Source organism: Streptomyces sp. NPDC041968, assembly GCF_055589025.1.
Genome location: NZ_JBVJCB010000005.1, coordinates 459,034 through 474,504 on the forward strand (window position 1 = coordinate 459,034; position 15,471 = coordinate 474,504).

At 73.2% G+C, this 15,471-nt stretch carries 13 protein-coding genes; 3 read left to right on the top strand and 10 right to left on the bottom strand.

From position 1 onward, the window contains the following. Nucleotides 1–6: 6 nt before the first annotated feature. Entirely contained in the window at nt 7–1,767 is a 1,761-nt protein-coding gene (gene argS / locus ACZ6EG_RS15840; protein ID WP_391972930.1) for an arginine--tRNA ligase, read from the top strand. Between the two features lie 39 nt (nt 1,768–1,806). Here argS and ACZ6EG_RS15845 read toward each other — a convergent pair whose 3' ends face one another. The 4 genes from ACZ6EG_RS15845 to ACZ6EG_RS15860 form a co-directional block, all read right to left on the bottom strand. Further along, nucleotides 1,807–2,754 carry a hypothetical protein gene (locus ACZ6EG_RS15845; RefSeq protein ID WP_391972929.1) on the bottom strand — a complete coding sequence of 316 codons (948 nt, stop codon included), beginning with the start codon at nt 2,752–2,754 and terminating at the stop codon, nt 1,807–1,809. A 134-nt stretch (nt 2,755–2,888) separates the two neighbouring features. Then, nucleotides 2,889–3,737, bottom strand: coding sequence for an arylamine N-acetyltransferase family protein (locus ACZ6EG_RS15850; protein ID WP_469604947.1), 849 nt, complete (start codon nt 3,735–3,737; stop codon nt 2,889–2,891). A 60-nt stretch (nt 3,738–3,797) separates the two neighbouring features. Beyond that, complete coding sequence (locus ACZ6EG_RS15855; protein WP_391972927.1) at nt 3,798–5,027, bottom strand: aminotransferase-like domain-containing protein; 1,230 nt, start codon at nt 5,025–5,027, stop codon at nt 3,798–3,800. 108 nt (nt 5,028–5,135) lie between these two features. Further along, complete coding sequence (locus tag ACZ6EG_RS15860) at nt 5,136–6,488, bottom strand: helix-turn-helix domain-containing protein (protein ID WP_469604950.1); 1,353 nt, start codon at nt 6,486–6,488, stop codon at nt 5,136–5,138. A gap of 210 nt (nt 6,489–6,698) precedes the next feature. Between ACZ6EG_RS15860 and ACZ6EG_RS15865 the strand changes: the two genes are divergently transcribed. Further along, nucleotides 6,699–7,439: a DUF4232 domain-containing protein gene (locus tag ACZ6EG_RS15865; protein ID WP_469604953.1), complete on the top strand. Its 741-nt coding sequence runs from the start codon at nt 6,699–6,701 to the stop codon at nt 7,437–7,439. Between the two features lie 43 nt (nt 7,440–7,482). On the opposite strand, the gene hemB is transcribed toward ACZ6EG_RS15865, so the two are convergent. After that, nucleotides 7,483–8,475, bottom strand: a complete 993-nt coding sequence (hemB, locus tag ACZ6EG_RS15870; protein WP_356609424.1) for a porphobilinogen synthase — start codon at nt 8,473–8,475, stop codon at nt 7,483–7,485. A gap of 126 nt (nt 8,476–8,601) precedes the next feature. On the opposite strand from hemB, the gene ACZ6EG_RS15875 reads away from it, so the two are divergent. Further along, nucleotides 8,602–9,051 carry a MarR family winged helix-turn-helix transcriptional regulator gene (locus ACZ6EG_RS15875; protein WP_469604957.1) on the top strand — a complete coding sequence of 150 codons (450 nt, stop codon included), beginning with the start codon at nt 8,602–8,604 and terminating at the stop codon, nt 9,049–9,051. Here the strand turns inward: ACZ6EG_RS15875 and ACZ6EG_RS15880 are convergent. The 5 genes from ACZ6EG_RS15880 to ACZ6EG_RS15900 all read right to left on the bottom strand — a co-directional run bounded on the left by ACZ6EG_RS15880 (nt 9,048) and on the right by ACZ6EG_RS15900 (nt 15,335). After that, complete coding sequence (locus ACZ6EG_RS15880) at nt 9,048–9,830, bottom strand: nitroreductase/quinone reductase family protein (RefSeq protein ID WP_391972923.1); 783 nt, start codon at nt 9,828–9,830, stop codon at nt 9,048–9,050. The genes ACZ6EG_RS15875 and ACZ6EG_RS15880 overlap by 4 nt on opposite strands. Before the next feature lie 357 nt (nt 9,831–10,187). Further along, nucleotides 10,188–11,885, bottom strand: coding sequence for a bifunctional uroporphyrinogen-III C-methyltransferase/uroporphyrinogen-III synthase (locus tag ACZ6EG_RS15885; RefSeq protein WP_356609430.1), 1,698 nt, complete (start codon nt 11,883–11,885; stop codon nt 10,188–10,190). Further along, entirely contained in the window at nt 11,882–12,853 is a 972-nt protein-coding gene (hemC, locus tag ACZ6EG_RS15890; protein WP_356609432.1) for a hydroxymethylbilane synthase, read from the bottom strand. Before hemC ends, ACZ6EG_RS15885 begins: the two co-directional genes overlap by 4 nt. Next, nucleotides 12,850–14,571 carry a glutamyl-tRNA reductase gene (locus tag ACZ6EG_RS15895; RefSeq protein WP_469604962.1) on the bottom strand — a complete coding sequence of 574 codons (1,722 nt, stop codon included), beginning with the start codon at nt 14,569–14,571 and terminating at the stop codon, nt 12,850–12,852. The genes hemC and ACZ6EG_RS15895 overlap by 4 nt, the downstream gene beginning before the upstream one ends. After that, nucleotides 14,568–15,335 carry a redox-sensing transcriptional repressor Rex gene (locus ACZ6EG_RS15900; RefSeq protein WP_391972921.1) on the bottom strand — a complete coding sequence of 256 codons (768 nt, stop codon included), beginning with the start codon at nt 15,333–15,335 and terminating at the stop codon, nt 14,568–14,570. Before ACZ6EG_RS15900 ends, ACZ6EG_RS15895 begins: the two co-directional genes overlap by 4 nt. Nucleotides 15,336–15,471 lie beyond the last annotated feature (136 nt).

A 15,471-nucleotide genomic window follows, 5' to 3' on the forward strand; every position in this document is an offset into this window, starting at 1 on the left:
CACTCCATGGCCTCGGTCACGTCCCTCAGCGACTCCGTCCAGCAGCATCTCGCGTCCGCCCTCACGGCCACCCGGCCGGAGGCCGCCGGCGCCGACCCGCTGCTGCGACGAAGCGACCGGGCGGACTACCAGGCCAACGGCATCCTCGCCCTGGCCAAGAAGGCCAAGGCGAACCCGCGGGAGCTGGCCACCGAGGTCGTCGCGCACCTCACCACCGGTGACCTGATCAAGGAGGTCGAGGTCTCCGGGCCCGGCTTCCTCAACATCACCGTCGGCGACCGCGCGATCATCGGGAACCTCGCCGCGCGGTACGCGGACGAGACCGGCCGGCTGGGCGTGCCGTACGCCGAGCGGCCGGGCACGACGGTGATCGACTACGCCCAGCCGAACGTGGCGAAGGAGATGCACGTCGGCCACCTGCGTTCCGCGGTGATCGGCGACGCCCTGCGCGGCATGCTCGACTTCACCGGCGAGAAGACCATCGGCCGGCACCACATCGGCGACTGGGGCACCCAGTTCGGCATGCTCATCCAGTACCTGTTCGAGCACCCCGGCGAGCTGGCCCCCGCGGCCGACGTCGACGGCGAGCAGGCCATGAGCAACCTGAACCGGGTGTACAAGGCCTCGCGTGCCCTCTTCGACTCCGACGAGGAGTTCAAGGAGCGGGCCCGCAGGCGGGTCGTCGCCCTCCAGTCCGGCGACAAGGAGACGCTCGAACTGTGGCAGCAGTTCGTGGACGAGTCGAAGGTCTACTTCTACTCCGTCTTCGAGAAGCTCGACATGGAGATCCGCGACGAGGAGATCGTCGGCGAGTCCGCGTACAACGAGGGGATGCCCGAGACCGCCCGCCTCCTGGAGGAGATGGGCGTCGCGGTGCGTTCCGAGGGCGCGCTCGTCGTCTTCTTCGACGAGATCCGCGGCAAGGACGACCAGCCGGTCCCGCTGATCGTGCAGAAGGCGGACGGCGGCTTCGGCTACGCGGCCTCCGACCTGACCGCGGTCCGCAACCGCGTCGGTGACCTGCACGCGACCACGCTGCTGTACGTCGTGGACGTGCGCCAGTCGCTGCACTTCCGGATGGTCTTCGAGACGGCCCGCCGGGCCGGCTGGCTGAACGACGACGTCACCGCGCACAACATGGGCTACGGCACGGTGCTCGGCGCCGACGGCAAGCCCTTCAAGACGCGCGAGGGCGAGACCGTGCGGCTGGAGGACCTGCTGGACGAGGCGGTGCAGCGGGCCGCCGAGGTGGTCCGGGAGAAGGCGCGTGACCTCACCGAGGACGAGATCCAGGAGCGGGCCGCGCAGGTCGGTATCGGCGCCGTGAAGTACGCGGACCTGTCGACGTCGCCGAGCCGGGACTACAAGTTCGACCTGGACCAGATGGTCTCGCTCAACGGCGACACCAGCGTGTACCTCCAGTACGCGTACGCCCGTATCCGGTCCATCCTCCGCAAGGCCGGCGAGGTCCGCCCCGCGGCCCACCCGGGGCTGGACCTGCACGAGGCGGAGCGCGCGCTGGGCCTGCACCTGGACGCGTTCGGCAGCACGGTCTTCGAGGCGGCGGCGGAGTACGCCCCGCACAAGCTGGCCGCGTACCTGTACCAGCTGGCGTCGCTGTACACGTCCTTCTACGACAAGTGCCCGGTCCTCAAGGCCGACACCCCGGAGCAGGTGGAGAACCGCCTGTTCCTGTGCGACCTCACGGCCCGCACCCTGCACCAGGGGATGGCGCTGCTGGGCATCCGGACGCCCGAGCGGCTCTGACCCGGCGGGCCGGGACGCACCCGGCCCGCCCGTCAGACGTCAGGCGTAGTAGTGGATCGTCCCGCGCAACGCCGGCTCGGCGCCCTCGCAGTGCTGGACGAACGTGGCGGCGAAGGCGGTGACCACGCCGTCCTCGCCGCGGGCCAGCCTGGTGAGGGTCAGGGTCCCCTCACTGGCGTTGCACCCGCCGAAGCCGGACACGTCGAGGCCGGCCACGCCGGGTCCGTTGCCGCGTTCCGTCCGGTAGGTGCGTCCGGCCTCGAAGCGCTCGCCGGCCGGCGGGACGAGCAGGGCCGACCAGGTCTCGCGCTTGCCGGACACGTCGTACTGGAGACCGCCGGTGCCCCACTCCTGGAGTGAGAAGAGGCTGGTGGCGCCGGTGTGGGTGCCGCTCCTGCCCTGGCCGGGGTAGTCGCCGGGCTCGCTGGCATAGGTGAAGGACAGCGGGAAGGCGCGGTACTTGACGACGCCCTTGAGGACCGGGGCGTCGGCCGCCTCGCAACGCTGCGTGTAGGTCGCGTCCAGCACGGTGACCGCGCCGGTCGCGTCCGCCTCGATCTGGTTGACCGAGAACTGCCCGTAGACCTGGTTGCAGCCGCGCGAGTCGCCGCTGACGTCGAGACCCGGGGCCCGCCCGGTGCGCGAGGACGCCCGTTCCGCGCCGCGGTAGACCCCGGGGTGGAGCTTCTCCCCTTGCGGAGCGGCCAGTTCGACGGTCCACCAGTCGGTCTCGTTCTCGATCCTGACGGTCAGCGCCTCCCTCTCCCCGGTCACGGTGATGTCCGCCGTCCCGGGCGTGTAGGCGACGCTTCCGCCCTGCCCGACCCAATCGCCGGACGCGCTGGTGTGGCTGTACTTGGTGACGGCCACCGGTGTCCCGGTCGCCGCCACGGCGGGCGCCGACAGGCCGGCCGTCAGGCCGATCGTCGCGGTCAGGCCCGCCAGCGTGCCGAGCAGGGCACGCCGCCATCCGGTGCGGATGCGCACGGATGCCTCCCCCTCATGAGGCGGGCGCCCCTGGAGGCGCCCGAACTGATTGTGCACAACACGGAGTTGACTATCCCCCACTGCTTCACACAAACCACTGGAAGCGCACATTCCCCAACGCGCTCCCCCGACCGTCAGACGGTCAGCCGCAACCCCTCGGGCGCGTCGATGCCGAACTCCTCCGCCAGCACCCGGCGGACCTCCGCCTCGTCCCCCGGTTTCCGCTCGGTCACCACGCCGTCGGCCCCGGTCCTCGTGAGGACACCGCCGTCGAGCGCCAGGTGCCCGTCGGGCAGCAGCCGCTGCACGTAGGGCCGCCGCGAGAACGGGGAGCGCGGATTCGTTGCGACGTGCCAGTTGACGACCTCGTAGTCGGACGCCTCGAACGGCTCCCGGGTGAAGGCGTACTGGGCCTGCCAACCGCCTTCCGCGCCGGGCCGGTACGCCTCCAGCACCCACGTCTCCAGCGGCCCGCGTCGCGGCGCGTGCACCAGCCGGTGCCGGCGTCCGGCGCCGTGGAACTCGGTGTCCGCCGCGAGCGGCACCGGCTCCAGCAGAGAGCCGACGGCACCGAAGCCGACGTCGGCCAGGTACGGTCGCGGGTCGCCGGGCACCTCGGCCAGGAGCGCCATGTGGGTGCGCGGACGGTCCTCGAAGCGCTCCGCGCCGACGACGACCCGCGCGGTCAGCCGGGTCACCCCGAACCCCAGCGTCTCCAGGGCGGCCGCGAACAGGGTGTTGTGCTCGTAGCAGTAGCCCCCGCGACGGCGGCCGTGCACCAGCTTGGCCATCAGGTCGGACAGGGCGAGGGAGGGCGCCGTGCCGCCGACGGCGTCGAGGTTCTCGAACGGGATGGCCCGCAGGTGGGCGAGGTGCACCCCGCGGAGCGTGGCCGCGTCGGGCCGCCGCTCCCCCTCCCAGCCGATCCGGTCGAGGTAGGCGTCGAGGTCGAGGGGCGTCGTCGTCGGCACGGTCGCAGGCATGCCCTCACGGTACGTGCGCGCGTGACGCCCCTGCCTCGGCTCTTCGTCCTAGGACCGGTCCTACGCCCCCCGCGGCGCCGCCTCCCGCAGTGCCGCCCCCAGCCGCCGCAGCCCCTGCGTGATCTCGTCCGGCGTCTGCGTCACGAAGCACAGCCGCAGCGTCGCGCGGTCGGGTTCCCCGGCGTGGAAGGGGGCGCCGGGCACGTACGCCACGTCGTGCCGGACCACCCCGGGGAGCAGGGCGGTCGTGTCGTAGCCGTCCGGCAGCCGCGCCCACAGGAACATGCCGCCCTCGGGACGGCTCCACGCCGACCCCGCCGGGAGCGCGTCCGCCAGACCGGCGAGCATCGCGTCCCGGCGTGCGCCGTAGGCTCCGGCGACCCGGGCGACGTGCGCGTCCAGGTCCCGGTCGGCCAGGTACCGGGCGGCGGCCAGCTGGTTGACCGTCGGGGTGTGCAGGTCGGCGGCCTGCTTGGCCACCGCACAGGCCCGGCGCAGCGCGGCGGGGGCCCGCAGCCAGCCGAGGCGCAGGCCGGGCGCCATGACCTTGGAGAAGGAGCCCAGCAGCACGGTCCGGTCCCGGGCCCCGTCGTGGGAGGCGATCCACGGCAGCCGCTCGCCCGCGAAGCGCAGCTCCCCGTACGGGTCGTCCTCGACGATCCACAGCCCGCAGCGGCCGGCAATCTCGGCCACGGCGGCACGGCGCGCGGCGGGGAGGGTGCGGCCGGTGGGGTTCTGGAAGGTGGGGACGGTGTAGAGCAGCTTGGGCCGCTCGCGCAGCACCAGCTCCTCCAGCGCCTCGGGGTCCATGCCGTCCTGGTCCCCGGGCACGGCGACGACCCGGGCGCCCGCGAAGCCGAAGGCCTGGAGCGCGGCCAGGTAGCAGGGGTTCTCGACGAGGACGGTGTCGCCGGGTTCGATCAGGGCGGTGGCGAGCAGCGACAGGGCCTGCTGCGAACCGGTGGTGACGAGGAGGTCGTCGGGGTCGGTGTCCAGCCCGCGGACCGAGGTGCGGGCGGCCAGTGCGGCCCGCAACGCGGGCTCGCCCTCCGTGGTCGAGTACTGGAGCGCCCGCGCGGGCTGCTCGGCGAGGACGTCCCGGTACGCGGCGGCGATGCCCTCCGCGTCGAACAGCTCCGGAGCCGGCAGCCCGCCCGCGAAGTTGATCACCTCGGGGCGGGCGGTGACGGCGAGGATGTCCCGTACGGGCGACCCGCCGATCGACCGGGCCCGTGCGGCGAGCGACGGCGGGGAGGCGGAGGGTGCGGGCGCGTTCTCAGTCACGGTCATGCCCGCACCCTAGGAAACCGCGTGCCGTCTACACGCGGGTTTCCGCGATCCGGACACCCCTACGGCCGCCGCGTGTTCGGCCCCTCCGGCGCCCCGGCCCCACCCGCCTCACCCCGCCGGGACGAACTCCCAGGCGTCGCTGCCGAGGGGATACGCGTAGTAGGAGCTGTCCTTGGAGGCGCTGGTGCGGAACGGACGGCCGTTGTCGTCGACGCGCACCGTGCCCTCCCGCCCCCCGCTCGACCACTCCAGCTCCAGGTACCAGCTGACGTCGTGGCCGCTGGTGTGCGCGTCGACACGGAAGACCTCGGGGTCGGACTCGCTCACCTTGTACGGGAAGTTCCGCTGCCCCCCGACCGGCATCACCAACGGGTTGCCCAGGTCGAGGGCGACGTCGAAGTCCTTGGGGTCCACCTGGCCGCCGCAGCCGTTGCCCATCACGTACTGGTCCCAGCCCAGCGGCGGCCTGCTGCTCACCACGCGCACGTGCAGGCCCGTCAGGACCACGGTCTCCGCGCCGGTTCCCTGCACGGTCAGGACGGCCGTCTGCCGGTTCGCCGAGACCGCGCCGTAGGCGGTGGCCCAGCCGACCGCGTCCTGCTGGGGCGGCGGCGGCAGCACGTTCTTCGGACTGCGGTCCACCAGGAACGCGTGCTCGCAGGGGGTGTCCCAGTAGTACGGGGTGGTCGACACGGTGAGCGGAGGGCCGGTGTCGGCGGCGCGGCGGCTCGGCCCGGCGGTGCTCCCGCCCGGCGCGGACGCGGACGCGGAGGGCGAGGCGGACCGGGGCGCCGACGCGGACGCGGAGGCGGACGGCGAGGAGGAACGGCTGGGGGACGCCGACCGGGTGGCGGTCGCCGACCCCGAGACGGAGGCCCGCGCGGCGGCCCCGGCCGGTCCGCGGCGGCCGCTTTCGTCACCGCCGGTGCCCGGCACCAGGTTGACCACCAGGGCCACGGCGGCGCTGACGGCGACGACGCCGATCGCGGCGTACAGGGCCGTGCGCGGCACCCGGCGGCGTGGCGCCTTTGGGTCGGACGGCGCGGGCGGGAGCGGCGGGGTGCCGTCCGCGCCCGCCCCGAAGGCGTCGGCGGCCCCGGCGACCTCCGCCCCCTCGGCCCCCTCGGCGACTTCGGCGACTTCGGCGACTTCGGCGTCCCTCACCGCGTGCGACTCGGCGGTTCCCGCCCCCTTCGGGGCGCTCCCCTCCTCCTTCTTCACGCCGCGCAGCGCGTCCGCGCGGATCCAGCGGCGGTGGAGTTCGAGCACCTCGTCGGGGGTCGCCCGGCACACCCGGGCGAGGCGCTCGACCGGGGCGAACTCGGTGGGTACGACCTCCCCGCTGACGTACCGGTGGAGGGTCGAGGCGCTCATGTGCAGCCGCTTGCCCAGTGCTCCGTAACTGAGCCCGGACCGCTCCTTCAACTCCCGCAGCAGTCCCGCGAAATCGTCCCCCGCCACCCGTTCCTCCCTCTCCCCGCATCCCCGTACGGCGTCCCAGCAGGATGCCGTTCCCCCAGGTCAGAGCCGTCCCGGCATCCCATTGTCCCGCATCCTCCGGCACCGCTGGCGACCGGGACGGACCCGGCCCCAAGCTGTGGTCATCCAAGCAGCCGCTCCCGGCCGACGGTCGAGCGGCTCACCCCAACTCCTCCCGAAGGGGCACCAGTCATGTCCGCACGCACCACCCGTACCCGCCTGTTCGCCGCCACCACCGTCGCGCTGGCCGCGCTCGCCCTGACGGCCTGCGAGGGCGACGGATCGGACACGGGCGCCTCGTCCCCGTCCTCCGCCGCCCCGGCCGGACAGCAGAGCGAACAGCCCACCGGCGGGAAGGAGTCGGCCGGGGACACGGAGGCCGACGGCACCAAGGAGACGAACGGCTCCGCAGGCTCGGCCGCCTCCTCCGGTTCCGCCGGTTCCGCAGGCGCTTCCGACTCCGGCTCCGCCGGCACCGCCGGTTCGTCCGGCACCTCGGGCGGCACCGGCGGCGAGGACTCCGACCTGCCCGGCAAGTGCTCCGCAGCCGACGTCGAGATCACCGCGACGGAGGTTCCCCGCCCGCTCAACCACCTGCTGCTGACCGCCACCAACACCGGCTCGAAGACCTGCATGCTCCCGCAGTACCCGGCGGCCCGCTTCGGCGAGGCGCAGTCGGTGCCGCCGGTCGCGGAGTCGACCAAGCCGCAGTCGCTGACCGGCGTCCAGCCCGGTGAGGCCGGCTACGCCGGGGTCCTGCTCTCGGCCGGCGACGGCAGCGGCGAGAACGGCTACCGGACCGACACCCTCACGATCCCCTTCGAGGACGGCTCCATCGCCACCGTCGCCCTGCCCTCCGGCGGCGTGTACGTCGACACCGCGCTGACGGTCACCTACTGGCAGACCGACATGGACGCGGCCCTCAGCCACTGAAGGGGTGCCCGCACCCCCTGCACGAAGCACCGGGGGAGGTCGCTCAGCGCAGCGTGCGAGCGACCTCGGTGGCCCAGTAGGTCAGGATGTTGCGCGCGCCGGCCCGCTTGATGCCGGTGAGCGCCTCGATGATGGCCCGGTCGCGGTCGATCCAGCCCTTCTCGGCGGCGGCCTCGATCATCGAGTACTCGCCGGAGATCTGGTAGGCGGCGACGGGCACGTCCGAGGCCTCGGCGACCTTGGCCAGGATGTCGAGGTAGGGGCCGGCCGGCTTCACCATCACCATGTCGGCGCCCTCCTCCAGGTCGAGGGCCAGCTCCCGCATCGCGTCCCGCGCGTTGGCGGCGTCCTGCTGGTAGGTCTTCCGGTCCCCCCGCAGGGAGGACCCGACGGCCTCCCGGAAGGGCCCGTAGAAGGCGGAGGCGTACTTGACCGTGTAGGCGAGGACGGCGACGTCCTCTCGCCCGATCTGGTCGAGCGCGTCCCGGACGACGCCGATCTGCCCGTCCATCATCCCGCTGGGCCCCACCACGTGGGCGCCCGCGTCGGCCTGGACCTGCGCCATCTCGGCGTACCGCTCCAGGGTGGCGTCGTTGTCGACGCGCCCCTGGGCGTCCAGCACCCCGCAGTGCCCGTGGTCCGTGAACTCGTCGAGACACAGGTCGGACATGACGAGCAGCTCGTCCCCGACCTCGGCCCGCACGTCCCGCAGCGCGACCTGGAGAATCCCGTCCGGGTCGGTGCCGGCCGTACCGGCCGCGTCCTTCTTCTCGTCCTCCGGCACCCCGAAGAGCATGATCCCGGAGACCCCGGCCTCGACCGCCTCCGCGGCGGCCTTCTTCAGGGAGTCCCGGGTGTGCTGCACGACGCCGGGCATCGCGCCGATCGGCACCGGCTCGCTCACACCCTCGCGGACGAAGGCGGGGAGGATGAAGTCGGCGGGGTGCAGCCGGGTCTCGGCGACCATCCGACGCATGACGGGGGTGCTCCGCAGCCGCCGGGGCCGGGTGCCGGGAAAGGATCCGTACGTCGACATACCACCTACGCTACGCCCGCCCCACCCGTGCCTTTGCCGACGAGGAGTCGGACCCGGCCGCTCTTGACCTCAAGTCCGGTCGAGCTTCTACGGTCGCTCCCACGCACACCGGACAAGGGAGTGACCATGCGGTACACGCACACCGACGCCGAACTGGTGAAGCAGCCGATCGGCTACTGGAGCTGGGCCGCCTACAAGTCCGTCATCGACCGCACCCGCGCCGCCCTCGACGGGATCGGCACGACCCAGCCCCAGTGGTGGGTCCTCAACCAGGTCGCCGACGCCCCGAAGGCCCGCGAGGAGGTGTCCGCCCTCCTGCGGAACTACCTCGACACGGGCCAGGAGATGGAACCGGAGATCGACGCGACCATCGCGCGGGGCTGGATCACCCAGAGCCCCGACGGCCACCTGAGCCTCACCCCCGAGGGCAGGGCCTTCCGGGAGAAGGCCGCCGCACTCCAGAGCGAGCTGTGGGCGGAACGCCACGCCGGCATCTCCGACGCGGAGTACCTGACCACCATGAAGGTGCTCCAGCGCTTCATCCACAACACCGGCGGGAAGGCCTGGCACCACTAGCGCGCGGCGGGCGGCCCGGCCGGCGGCCACGGCACGTCGGCCAGCAACGGGATCAGCGCCTCCTCCTCGTGGTCGAGGTGGGCGTCCAGCTCCGCCGACATCGCCGCCAGCTCCGCACGGAAACGCCGTGGGTCGGCGATGTGGATGTCCGCCAGCAGCGCCGCCAGGTCGGCCTGGACGCGGGCGATCGCGCGGTGTTCGCCGGCGAGCCGGTCGAAGACGCCGGCCAGATGGGGGTGGTGACGGGCGATCCCCGGGAAGAGGTGCCCGTCCTCACTCACGTGATGGAACTCCAGCGCCTGGCAGAACGCCAGGCACCGCTGCCGGATCTGGAGCCCGAGGTCGGCCGGCGCACCGGCACCCCGGCGCGCGAAGTGCGCCTCGGTCTCGGCCCGCACCTGACGCACCTGCCCCCGCAGCCAGGTGTGGACCTCGAGCAGCTTGTCGGCGAGCGTGCGGACCTCCGCCGGGCCCTCCCATCCCTCGGGCTCGGCCCGCTCCAGCACCACCCCCGGGGGCAGCGGTCCGGCCGTCGGCACGGCGAGGGCCTCGAAGGAGTCGGTACCGATCTCGACACCGACCACGGGACGGGCCAGCACGTCGCGGTACCAGGCGGGGCGGTCCGGACCGGGGCCGGACACGAGGACCAGGAGGGAGTCCCCGTGGCGGACGTGTCCGAGCCGCGTGGTGCGCGGCGCCCCCGTCCCGGCGTCGGTGGTGGTCAGCAGGAGCAGGTTCCCGTCCTCGGCGGTGACGGGTCGCGGGAAAGGCGTGGGCATACGGTTGCGTGTCTCCATGACAGCGGACCGCGACGGACGTCACGGCGCCGGAAAAGGGGCGAGGCGAGGCGGAGGAACGACGACGACGTGCGGATGCGCTACGTCGGGTCAGGGCGCGGAGTGCGAACTCATCACGTACCCCTTGAAGAAGGGCGCTCGCCCGATCGCCGGCCGGCCCACTGCTCTTTGACCGGCGCCACGCGGCACCGCCCTCATTACACGCACCCGTCGACCGACTGTCAACGGAGTTCCGGCACGGGCCCGGCGCCCCACGCACATGGCCCGCACCCGGGTTTCGGGTGCGGGCCATGTCCGCGGATCAGTCAGTCGCGACACCTCACGTCGAGAAGCGACACCTCACGTCGAGGAGCGACGCCTGCGCGCCCCCGGCCGCCGCTCGCTCGGCCGGGTCACCGGGTCCCCGGCCTCCAGGGCCGCCGCCCGGCGCGCCAGGCCGAAGTCGGCCAGGGCCTCCGCCAGCTTGTGGACGGACGGCTCGGGGGCCATGACGTCCACCCGCAGCCCGTGCTCCTCGGCCGTCTTGGCCGTGGCCGGGCCGATGCACGCGATCACGGTGACGTTGTGCGGCTTGCCCGCGATCCCCACCAGGTTCCGCACGGTGGACGACGAGGTGAACAGCACCGCGTCGAAGCCGCCGCCCTTGATCGCCTCGCGGGTGGTGGCCGGCGGCGGCGAGGCGCGCACCGTCCGGTAGGCGGTGACGTCGTCGACCTCCCAGCCCAGCTCGATCAGCCCGGCGACCAGCGTCTCCGTGGCGATGTCGGCGCGCGGCAGGAAGACGCGGTCGATCGGGTCGAAGACCGGGTCGTAGGGCGGCCAGTCCTCCAGCAGACCGGCGGCCGACTGCTCACCGCTCGGCACCAGGTCCGGCTTCACCCCGAAGGCGACGAGGGCCTTCGCCGTCTGCTCGCCCACCGCCGCGACCTTGATGCCCGCGAACGCACGGGCGTCGAGACCGTACTCCTCGAACTTCTCCCGGACCGCCTTCACCGCGTTGACCGACGTGAACGCGATCCACTCGTAGCGGCCCGTCACCAGGCCCTTGACCGCCCGCTCCATCTGCTGGGGCGTGCGCGGCGGCTCGACCGCGATGGTCGGCACCTCGCTGGGCACGGCCCCGTACGACCGCAGCTGGTCGGAGAGCGACGCCGCCTGCTCCTTCGTGCGCGGCACGAGGACCTTCCAGCCGAACAGCGGCTTGGACTCGAACCACGACAGCTGGTCGCGCCGGGCGGGGGCGCTGCGCTCGCCGACCACGGCTATCACCGGACGGCCACCGTCCGGGGACGGCAGCACCTTCGCCTGCTTCAGCGTCTGCGCGACCGTGCCGAGCGTCGCCGTCCAGGTGCGCTGCCGGGTCGTCGTACCGGCGACCGTCACCGTCAGCGGGGTGTCCGGCTTGCGGCCCGCCGACACCAGCTCACCGGCGGCCGCGGCGACCGAGTCGAGCGTCGTCGAGACCACCACGGTCCCGTCGGAGGCGCCCACCTCCGTCCAGCACCGGGCCGACGCCGTACGGGCGTCCACGAACCGCACGTCGGCGCCCTCGGCGTCCCGCAGCGGTACACCGGCGTACGCGGGCACACCGACGGCGTTCGCGATACCGGGGACGACCTCGAAGGGCACCCCGGCCGCGGCGCACGCCAGCATCTCCTCGGCGGCGTACGTGTCGAGCCCGGGGTCCCCGGTCACGGCACGCACGACCCGCCTGCCGCCCCGCGCGGCCTCCATGACAAGATGTGCGGCATCCCGCACGGCGGGGACGCCCACGGTCGTTGACGAGCCGTCAACTACCGTCAGCTGGGGCGTGCCTGCACCCGGATCCGACGGATCGGCGTCCGTGTGCATCTCGGTCACGCCCTGCCGCGCATGCGTGCGCACGACGTCGAGCACCTCGTGCTCGGCGACGAGGACATCGGCGTGCGACAGCGCCTCCACGGCGCGCAGAGTCAGCAGTCCCGGATCTCCGGGTCCGGCACCGAGGAAGGTGACGTGCCCGTGTTCGGGACCGGCGGTAAAGGTGGTGGGGCTCACTGTGCTCGCTCCCCCATCAGACCGGCCGCGCCCTGGGCGAGCATGTCGGTGGCGAGTTCGCGACCGAATGCCAGTGCCGCCTCGTGCGTCTCGGGCACGGGACCGGTGGTGGACAGCTGCACCAGCGTCGAGCCGTCGGTCGTGCCGACGACGCCGCGCAGGCGCATTTCCTTGACAATCTGCCCGTCGGCCAGGAGGTCGGCCAGTGCGCCCACGGGGGCGCTGCAGCCGGCCTCCAGGGCGGCGAGCAGTGACCGCTCGGCCGTCACGGCGACCCGCGTGAACGGGTCGTCGAGTTCGGCGAGCGCGGCGACGAGTTCGGCGTCCTGGGCGGTGTTCGCCGCCCTGCACTCGATCGCCAGTGCCCCCTGGCCGGGGGCGGGCAGAACCGTGTCGACCGACAGGAAGTCGGTCACCTCGTCGATGCGGCCCACCCGGTTCAGCCCGGCGGCGGCAAGCACGACGGCGTCCAGCTCACCGCTGTGCACGTATCCGATGCGGGTGTCGACGTTGCCCCGGATCGGGACCGTCTCGATCTCCAGCCCGTGGGTGCGGGCGTACGCGTTCAGCTGCGCCATGCGGCGCGGGGCGCCGGTGCCTATGCGCGCCCCGCGGGGCAGGTCGGTCAGCTTGCGCGCGTCCCGGGCGACGACCACGTCCCGCGGGTCCTCGCGGACCGGGACGGCGGCCACCACCAGGTCCTCGTGCTGCGCCGTGGGGAGGTCCTTGAGCGAGTGAACCGCGAAGTCCACCTCCCCCCGCAGCAGCGCCTCGCGCAGCGCCGCCACGAACACGCCCGTGCCGCCGATCTGCGCCAGGTGCTCGCGCGAGACGTCGCCGTAGGTCGTGATCTCGACCAGCTCAACGGGCCGACCGGTCACCTGGCTCACGGCGTCCGCCACCTGCCCGGACTGGGCCAGGGCGAGCTTGCTCCGCCTGGTCCCCAGCCTCAGTGCCTTCTCAGTCATGCCGGCCCTCGGTTCTTCTCAGTGCTGTTCTCGGCGCGGGAGACGGAGGCCACCGTCTCGGGGTCGAGGTCGAACAGGGTGCGCAGCGCGTCCGCGTACCCGGCGCCGCCGGGCTCGGCGGCGAGCTGCTTGACCCGGACCGTCGGCGCGTGCAGCAGCTTGTCGACCACACGCTTGACGGTCTGGGTGATCTCGGCGCGGTGCTTGTCGTCGAGGCCCGGCAGCCGCCCCTCCAGCCGGGCGATCTCGCCCGCCACGACGCCGGCGGCCATGCTGCGCAGCGCGACGACGGTGGGGGTGATGTGCGCGGCCCGCTGGGCGGCACCGAAGGCGGCGACCTCGTCGGCGACGATCCGCCGGACCAGGTCGACGTCGGCGGCCATCGGCGCGTCGGCCGAGGCGTCGGCGAGCGACTCGATGTCCACCAGGCGCACCCCGGCCAGCCGGTGCGCGGCGGCGTCGATGTCGCGCGGCATGGCGAGGTCGAGCAGGAAGAGCACGGGCTCGGGGCGCGGCGCCTCGGCGACCGGCTCGGGCCGCCGGCGCTCGGGGACGCGGCCGACGCTCGCGGCCGTCGCGGCCAGTGCGGTGATCAGCTCGGCGTCCGCCTCGGCGCCCGGGCGCCCGGCCTCGCGCGGCCGGTCCACCGCCGTACCGCCCGCGGCCCACGCCCCGTGCTGCTCCAGCGTCGCCGCGTCCATGCCGGCCACGGCGGCCTCACCCATGACGGAGAAGCCGGTCGGCACGGACGACAGGTCGAGCGGACAGTTCTCGTCGGCGCCCGCACCCGGCAGCGGCGTCTCGTGCGCGGCGTCGGTGCCGGCCACCGGGGCCGCGCCGGGCGGGGCGGTGCCCACCTCGGCGACGGGTGCGCCGGTCCGGCCCTCCACCGTCGCCGCCACGGCGTCGGCGGTGAGGACGAGCCCGGTCGCACCGGTGCAGGAGACGGCCACGTCGGCACGTGTCAGTTCGTCCGGCACCGCGTCCATCGGTACCGCACGGGCCAGCACGTCCGTGTCGTCGCCCTCGGTCAGGATGCGCGCGAGCCGCTCGGCCCGCTCGAAGGTGCGGTTGGCGACCACGATCTCGGCGACCCCGGCCCGCGCCAGCGTGGCGGCGGCCAGCGAGGACATCGAACCGGCGCCGATGACCAGGGCCTTCTTGCCCCGCACCCAGGTCTGGACCTCGGCCCCGGCCGCGAGCTGCTCCAGGCCGAAGGTGACCAGGGACTGCCCGGCCCGGTCGATCCCGGTCTCGGAGTGGGCGCGCTTGCCGACCCTGAGCGCCTGCTGGAACAGGTCGTTCAGCAGCCGTCCGGCGGTGTGCGAGTCCTGCGCCCGGGCCAGGGAGTCCTTTATCTGGCCGAGGATCTGGCCCTCGCCGACCACCATCGAGTCGAGCCCGCAGGCCACCGAGAAGAAGTGGTGGACGGCCCGGTCCTCGTAGTGCACGTACAGATGCGGAGTGAGCTCCTCCAGGCCGACCCCGCTGTGCTGGGCCAGCAGCGTGGACAGCTCGGCGACACCGGCGTGGAACTTGTCCACGTCGGCGTACAGCTCGATGCGGTTGCAGGTGGCCAGCACCGCGGCCTCGGTGGCCGGTTCGGCGGCGACCGTGTCCTGCAACAGCTTGAGCTGGGCGTCCGCGTTCAGCGAGGCCCGCTCCAGGACGCTGACCGGAGCGCTGCGGTGACTCAGCCCGACGACGAGGAGACTCATGCCGGCATCACGGCGGGCACGTCCCCGTCGGGTCCCTGGTCGGTGGAGGGCTGCTTGCGGGCGGCGACGCGCGGCACGGCAGCGGCGTCGGCCGCGGCCTCCTCGCCCGCCTTGCGCTGCTCGTGGAACGCGAGGATCTGCAGCTCGATGGAGAGGTCGACCTTGCGCACGTCGACGCCGTCCGGCACGGACAGCACGGTCGGCGCGAAGTTCAGGATGGAGGTGACGCCGGCGGCCACGAGCCGGTCGCAGACCTGCTGGGCGGCACCGGCGGGCGTCGCGATCACACCGATCGAGACGCCGTCGTCCTGGATGATCTTCTCCAGCTCGTCGGTGTGCTGCACCGGGATGCCGGCGACGGGCTTTCCGGCCATTCCCGGATCGGCGTCGATGAGCGCGGCGACCCGGAAGCCGCGGGAGGCGAAACCGCCGTAGTTGGCGAGCGCGGCGCCGAGGTTACCGATACCGACGATCACAACCGGCCAGTCCTGGGTGAGCCCCAGCTCGCGGGAGATCTGGTAGACGAGATACTCGACGTCGTAGCCGACACCCCGGGTCCCGTAGGAGCCCAGGTAGGAGAAGTCCTTGCGCAGCTTCGCGGAGTTGACTCCCGCCGCGGCCGCCAGCTCCTCGGAGGAGACCGTGGGCACCGAGCGCTCCGACAGTGCGGTGAGGGCTCGGAGGTACAGCGGAAGCCTGGCGACGGTGGCCTCGGGAATCCCTCGGCTGCGGGTCGCCGGTCGGTGTGTTCGGCCAGTTGCCACGGTGCTCCTGCGGGTAGAGCGGGGCTGTAGGCGGTCATACGTCCCTACATGACCGCCCCGTCGAATGCAGGCTATGTCTTTGTGAACGCGTGCACAAAGATGGTGTCCGATTTGCCCGGCCAACGTGACCGGGCTC